General features: G+C 42.3%; 9 protein-coding genes and 3 pseudogenes. 7 read left to right on the top strand and 5 right to left on the bottom strand.

Annotation, left to right across the window (positions count from 1 at the left end; genetic code table 11):
* A partial coding sequence (locus tag L693_RS0110055; RefSeq protein WP_025717155.1) for an aminotransferase class I/II-fold pyridoxal phosphate-dependent enzyme occupies positions 1–532 on the top strand: 532 nt, incomplete at its 5' end.
* 316 nt (positions 533–848) lie between these two features.
* On the opposite strand, the gene L693_RS0110050 is transcribed toward L693_RS0110055, so the two are convergent.
* Positions 849–1118, bottom strand: coding sequence for an AAA family ATPase (locus L693_RS0110050; RefSeq protein WP_231503589.1), 270 nt, complete (start codon positions 1116–1118; stop codon positions 849–851).
* 77 nt (positions 1119–1195) lie between these two features.
* Positions 1196–1654 (bottom strand): DinB family protein, encoded by a 459-nt coding sequence (locus L693_RS0110045; protein WP_025717154.1) that lies wholly within the window; start codon positions 1652–1654, stop codon positions 1196–1198.
* Between the two features lie 360 nt (positions 1655–2014).
* Here L693_RS0110045 and L693_RS31275 point away from each other — a divergent pair.
* Positions 2015–2292, top strand: a pseudogene (locus tag L693_RS31275) (multicopper oxidase domain-containing protein); the annotation flags it as partial.
* 108 nt (positions 2293–2400) lie between these two features.
* Here L693_RS31275 and L693_RS0110035 read toward each other — a convergent pair.
* Together L693_RS0110035 and L693_RS31270 are read right to left on the bottom strand one after the other, a co-directional pair.
* Entirely contained in the window at positions 2401–3267 is an 867-nt protein-coding gene (locus L693_RS0110035) for a VirB4-like conjugal transfer ATPase, CD1110 family (protein ID WP_442950173.1), read from the bottom strand.
* A gap of 235 nt (positions 3268–3502) precedes the next feature.
* Positions 3503–3622: pseudogene (locus tag L693_RS31270) on the bottom strand (excalibur calcium-binding domain-containing protein); the annotation flags it as partial.
* Between the two features lie 448 nt (positions 3623–4070).
* Between L693_RS31270 and L693_RS32110 the strand changes: the two are divergent.
* The 5 genes from L693_RS32110 to L693_RS29895 all read left to right on the top strand — a co-directional run bounded on the left by L693_RS32110 (position 4071) and on the right by L693_RS29895 (position 6363).
* Positions 4071–4175 (top strand): hypothetical protein, encoded by a 105-nt coding sequence (locus L693_RS32110; protein ID WP_331281087.1) that lies wholly within the window; start codon positions 4071–4073, stop codon positions 4173–4175.
* Complete coding sequence (locus L693_RS0110025; RefSeq protein WP_025717151.1) at positions 4165–5124, top strand: hypothetical protein; 960 nt, start codon at positions 4165–4167, stop codon at positions 5122–5124. Before L693_RS32110 ends, L693_RS0110025 begins: the two co-directional genes overlap by 11 nt.
* A 165-nt stretch (positions 5125–5289) precedes the next feature.
* The gene (locus tag L693_RS0110015; protein ID WP_025717150.1) at positions 5290–5778 is read left to right on the top strand and encodes an AbrB/MazE/SpoVT family DNA-binding domain-containing protein; all 489 of its coding nucleotides are present in this window, start codon (positions 5290–5292) and stop codon (positions 5776–5778) included.
* A 229-nt stretch (positions 5779–6007) separates the two neighbouring features.
* Positions 6008–6193 (top strand): transposase, encoded by a 186-nt coding sequence (locus tag L693_RS29900; protein WP_155983801.1) that lies wholly within the window; start codon positions 6008–6010, stop codon positions 6191–6193.
* Positions 6190–6363 carry a hypothetical protein gene (locus L693_RS29895; protein WP_155983800.1) on the top strand — a complete coding sequence of 58 codons (174 nt, stop codon included), beginning with the start codon at positions 6190–6192 and terminating at the stop codon, positions 6361–6363. The genes L693_RS29900 and L693_RS29895 overlap by 4 nt, the downstream gene beginning before the upstream one ends.
* A 15-nt stretch (positions 6364–6378) precedes the next feature.
* Here the strand turns inward: L693_RS29895 and L693_RS32105 are convergent.
* Positions 6379–6482 (bottom strand): annotated as a pseudogene (locus L693_RS32105) (hypothetical protein); the annotation flags it as partial.

Here is a 6482-nt window from a genome sequence, read left to right as displayed (position 1 = left end):
GCCCCCGCCACTGCCTCTTTTTGCTTACGATACGGCAGGATGGGTCATTTATCTTCGCAGCTTCAGCAAATATATCGCTCCCGGCCTCGGCATCGCCATCGTTGCTTGCAGCCCTTCCATCATGAACTACCTGATAAAAGCCAAATTGTTGTCGGACAGCGGGACGCCTTTGGTGAATCAGAAAATTTTTCTGCATTATTTTTTCTCCGAGCGGCTGCAGCAGCATATGGAGAAGCTTCGCATTGCGCTTGCGGTCCGCAAGGATATCGTAGAACAGGAATTGTCCGCTACCGACTGGCAGTGGAACTCCCCTGCAGGCGGATTCAACTTATGGGTGAAGCTTCCGGATACGGTGGAGATTGAACGTTTACTCAGTACATGCATCAAGCAATCAATCACCTTTGTGCCCGGAGCGATTTGCGATCCGCTCAAGGAGTACAAATCATGGATACGCCTCAGCTATTCCTATCTGAATGAGCAGCTATTGAGAGAAGGCATCCAGAGGCTTGTCGAATTGGCAGACGGGGTTTGAAAGGATGAAAAAATACCACTTCCGGCCTCGCGTTTGCCCAAATTGTACCTGCAAACTGCCAATTGGATAACAGCGTAGCAAAAAGAGCGAGCACTCGTGGAAAAATGACCGCGAACCTCGCTCTTGCTTTTGCTATATCGATGGCTATTTTGTAACCATGACCGCAGTCGATGGTCTCACGCACTTCTATCATTTTTTATCCAAATACTTTAGGAGCCCCAGCTCAAATCCGGGAATATCGGCTACACGCGTTTCGATTCGATGCCTGTGTTCACGATCGTCAGAGCAGACCACTTCGATTTCCACAAACGGAGTTTCAAGAGATTCCGCCATGTTTCGCCAAGCTTGGCGCGTTAGTTGGATGGGATTGTCCGTATCTGCTACTACGTCGAGGCCCAACCGGAGTCTGCGATGCAATAGCATAACTTACGATGTAACCCGCAGGTACATCAACCCACGTTCCAGTGGCCCGAATAGCCTGTTCCACGACATCGGTCCGGAGATACGTTGCCTGTAACTCTCTAGCCAAAGCTGATGATAACGTGGACTTCCCGGTGCCTGGCAACCCGCTAAATATATAGAGCATTAGACTCGCCTCCTTACAAAACGCATAACTACCCGGTAACGCAGTGAAGTTGCCATTCATATTATTTTAAAAGAGGGCTACGAAAGCTCTCTTACATAAGTGATGTAATCGACGTTGACGGGCTCGCCGCCTGCGGAACGTAGAATTGTGTTGATTTGGCCGCGATGATATTGTCCATGCAGCGCTAGATGCGTCAATATGTCACGAACAGACGTGGCATAAGATGCCCCGGTTTGATTCTTATAAGCGATGACATCCTCCAAATTTCCGTTCGTCTCAATAACAGAGAGATACGCTGAAAAGTTTGCATTGTTTTCATCGACCAATCGGCTACAATCCGATAGATCGGCATCGGGCCATAAAGGAATATGCGAGCTGTCTTTCCCCGACAATCGAGTAAACCATGTTTTCTCGGAATGTAAAATGTGGGCAAATAACCGCACCACCTGTTCGTTATCGGCTTGTGTACGCAGATGCTCGAGAATCCGTTCGTTTGCCCAATGCAACTGCTTAAACATGTTCCGGATCGTATGCATGCATATCGCCTCCATTATTTTTAATTATGCTATGTTAAACCTTACTGTTGATTCTAAACATAAAGATAACCGCCTTCTGAGGGGGGCGGTTAGTTGAGCTAACGTCTCCGTTTCAATTGTCGTTATCCGCCTTAGCTTTTTTTTATATATCAAAATGATAATAAAGATTACGCTGAAACATACAATCAACGACTTAGCTCGAACTGCAAAATCACTGGTTAGAGAAATAATAATACTAAGCAAACATAATCCAATATTCTCCTTCAACCATGCAGTAGTCCTTTTCACAAAGATTCGATAAACCAATATAGCGTATATTATTTGAATTAATTTATTTTACCATATTCATGAAGAACTCGAAAAACCGACGACCATCCGATGCACCTGTACGGTCACTTGTTTCAAGTACTAAGCAAGAACGGGAAAACCTCTTGTAGGATCTCCAATCATCAAGGATTCGTTGAACTTGAAGCCGGATGAAGAATACGTTGTCGAATTCGAAGCAAACAAGAAGGAATTGGATGTTCCATTGTCATGATCTGCATCACGCCTCTGCCGATATGGTTCCGGAATTAAAATATACAGAATATAAAACTAACTTTGTTGCAGATCCGAACGCCGGAAATAAGCCAGAATAGAAGCAGACTTGATATGAGCGTTTATGATTTTGTTGGAGCAAAAAAATGATGTTTAGTGCAGAGACAGTTGATCCTGTTTGCGATCAACCGCCTTCTGCTGTTTATCCATTACTCTCCGGGCTTTGTTGTCATTAGGCCATACAGTTTCGTGTGCCGCGGGAACTTGTCTGTAAACGGTACAAGGGAACTCCCTACCTTCATCAGACCATTCCCAGCATCTGCATTCGTGATATATGAAAGTTGCAGCTCCGAAATATTGAGCAGTTCGGCAAGCTCCATCCGGTCGGTGCTGGCCTGGTTCAGCATGACGATGAATTCGCTGTTTGCAAGCATGGTCCGGGCCGTGTGGCTTTGCAACAGATCGTCCACATTTTGCGTAATGCCCGTACAAAAAGCGCCATACTTTCGGACGCGCTTCCAAAGCGTGAACAGAAAGTTGGCGCTATATTCGTGCTGGAACAGAAGGTAGATTTCATCAATAATGATAAACGTATTTTTGCCTCTGGCGCGATTTTGCGTAATCCGATTCAAGATGTTGTCGAGTACGACTAGCATGCCGATGGGAAGAAGCTGCTTGCCCAAGTCGAGAATATCGTAGCATATGAGCCGATTGTGGACGTTTACGTTGGTCAATTGAACGAACGTATTCAGACTACCGGAAGTAAATAATTCAATGGCCAGCGCGATGTCCTGCGCCTCCGGTTCTGCTTGCTTGAGCAGTTCCGCGCGAAAATCCTGCAATGTCGGTGGCTGTCCCTTATAGTTGCTCCGCAAATACTTGCGGTACACAGCGGCGGTACAGCGATCGATGAGCGACTTTTCCTTCGCGCCAAGCTGATTTCCGCCGATCAACTGCTCGCACAACGACAGGACGAATTCCGATTTAAGAATGATCGGATTGGCTCCGTCGCCATAACGATCCTCTTCTACCTGATATATAGTTATCTTGTTTCTGCAATAAGCTACTAGTGTTATTATAAAAGTCGATATAATACTTCTCCAAGGATTCTAGTTCTTCTAATTGTTCTATAGAAATATAATCTGCTCTCAATATTGACTCAAAAGCAGTCTTCACCTTTTGTTTCTGTTTAGCATCCATATTCTATACCTCTTTTTATTAGATTATAAAATTAAAAGTCATTTTACACGACTGTCTTTAAAAAATACAATTAAGCTCTGTATCAATTTGTTTCCTTTTTCAGTTAATGTTTTATCTCTCGCAAGCCACACCATCATGATCTCTATCTAATTTAGGCCTGTACCCAGGCTGTCCCTCATAGAGCGGAGCAGCTCCATCAGCTTTCGCTTCAGAGCAATTCTTATAGAAGACATACTCTGTTGACTCTGTCGGTTCAGGGACAGGCTTAACAACTTCTTTTTTTGGTGCAGACGGTTTATCATGTGACGATGAGCTGTTGTGCTTATTCTCACTCTTCGCTGTAGCTGTGGGTTTCTTCGCCACTTGCTCATGGAATCCGGAAACCCTTGTCCCATCTGCCTCGGCGAATGCCGAGAGGCTATTGTATTTCTAGGGAGGCTTACACGCAATATCGCGCTGGATAAACATGGTTATAATACAGCGAAAAAGCGTAATCGTGAATTTGAAGTCATGCTAACCGAATTGGAGGGATGTTTGGCTTCCCCCCGTACTGTAGAGAGAGTATGAAGCGGGTGAACTAGCAAATTTGATAAGTCAATTTCTATATGACACAGAAGTACGTGCAAGAAATATATTTATTCGGAGGTATTGGTACTCCGATTCCATCGAGGACCTTGCCATGAGGTTTAATATGAGCAGTAGTAAAGTGAATTCCATATTATTTAGAACAAGAAAAAATCTGAGAGCTTATCTGGGCAAAAGGGGGGTTACCTGTGAAAAGTGAAGAGTTGTTTAGGGAGATCGGATTCATTGATGATCATTTGATTGAGGCAGCCGGGAACTGTGAAAAAGTGAAAGGAAAAAGAGGAATTTCGAAAAAGTGGATTGCCGCCTTGGTTGCATGTCTTGTTTTATATAGTTCTACCTCGACGGCTTTATTAGCCATGGAATATTATAAACATCAAAATAAAGAGCTGTACATTCGATATTTAACGGCAGAAGACATAAAGTTAGAGCCTTCTGAGGAGTATGATGCAGAAAAATTTCTACGAGCTCTAAAAAGTGATAATGACGAGCATGTCTATATTGCCATTAACAGGTTAGTAGAATGCTTTAATGATCCAAAATTAAGAATAAAAGCGTTAAACGAGCTGAAGCCGTTTGTAGCAAATGATAATAAAAAAATTGCTGATGCGGCTGCTTTCACCATCGATGTTCTTTCGAAAAGTTATCAAAGCCCCAATATATATAAATTGGCAAACGGCAGTATGATATTTACGTTGTTTAACCATTACTCGGATTATGGGAGCCAAAATGTATTATGGAGAATAAAAGACAACGTGCTTAAAGCGTATCTAAGTTTTTCAGAACCATCCATGTATATTAAAGAACTTATCCCTTCACCGGATCGAAAGCTGGTCGCTGTAGTCACCTGTTCGAATAAAAGTGAATTCATTGAAATTATAAATGTTGAAGAAGGTAGAGTCAGCCCAGAATTAGTTGAATCGGCAAGAGTCAAATTTGGTGCACAAAACCGTTTAGATACATGGATCGTTTCTGATCATGAGAATTATAGTTTTACAAATAACATAGAATGGAAGGACAACGATACGTTGGAGTTTGAGGGTTCCCTTGCCTATCAGGATACGGAGATTATCAAGAATGTTATAGTAGCCTATGAATTCAGTAAAAAGGATATTGAAGTGACCGAGCTTAACCAAGTTAAAAGATGATTGTAAGCCTGGGGTTTATGCAGCTTCTGCACAAGAGATTGACGAGATGATCGGCGTTTTTATCGATGATAAAATGAAGCCCCTTCCTAAAAGAGCCTATAGCATCAAAATGATTGATAAGCTCCCTTTCTTATACAACTTATTTCCTTATGAGGAGGTTTTTACTTGAAGAACACAGGTATGACAAGACCCATAGACTCTCTGGGACGGATTGTAATCCCGAAAGAAATGCGAGTGGCCATGGATTATGATATAGGTGACTCAGTAGAATTTTTCTTAGATCATGACAGTGGAATCTTAGGTATTAGAAAATATATGGGTACTACATGTAAGATGTGCGGATCAACTGAGAATCTTTCCTATTTCAAGGATTCATTTATTTGTGAATCCTGTATTCGTGAAATGAAAGAAAAACCCTGCCTTGTTCAAACTCAAAAACAGCTACCACCAGAACGCGCCTTTAATCTACTTAATATTAGACAGCCACGGCAATCAAAACAAGAGCAACTCGATAAACTCGAACAGCTTATACAAAAACAACCTGATTCTACTCAATTTGAGTATGCAAGGTTACTTGGCGTAGCACAAAGCCGTATTTCACAACTCATGAAAATCCTAAGGGAAGCAAAAGGCACTGCAAAAATAAATATGTAGGATATATTGTGTCTCATAATATGGAGATAATAAGAGACTGTAAAATAATTTGTGTAAACTCCTAAACCAAGCTACTCTAGTAGTAGACACCGAGAGGCAGGAGAACACAGATGGGATTGTTTACGAAAGAACAATTAAAAAGCTTTATTCAAGAGAACGATATCAAGACCGCAGGAGATATTCAGAATGCGCTGAAGAACCTGTTTGCGGATTACGCTTCAGAGAATTCATGGAAGCGGAACTGGATGCCCATCTGGGCTACGCCAAACACGATACGAAGAATAAGAAGACGAGCAATAGCCGCAACGGGAAATCAGCTGCCAAGACGGTTTCTACGGAGCTGGGCGACATTCAGCTCCGTACGCCGAACGAGCCTGTAAGATTTGTAGAACAACTGAGGAGTTATCTTATTTGAGTAATCGAGGATGTTTTATTTGTTTGGATTGTATAAAAGGACTTAAGTCACCAGCTCCTAAAGCTAGTGTAACTGAATCATTCATTACGCCTAGCAGCTCACAAAAGGTTTATGCTGAAATTTTAGAAATCTCTCAAGGCCGTGTATCCCAACTTAAAAGAAAATTATGAAATGTAGCAACGTATGATGATTTCACGGTTATACAGATCCATAATCGGAGACAGATATATCTTTTGTCTAAACAAGTGGAATTCCGTTACATCAGTAACCCATTTCTCATTAGGTGCCA

The sequence above is a fragment of the Paenibacillus sp. 1-18 genome, from assembly GCF_000520755.1.
In the GTDB taxonomy this organism is placed as follows: Bacteria; Bacillota; Bacilli; order Paenibacillales; family Paenibacillaceae; genus Paenibacillus; species Paenibacillus brasilensis.
The sequence above is the reverse complement of the archived record's forward strand: the minus strand, read 5'-3'. Positions and strand labels throughout refer to the sequence as shown.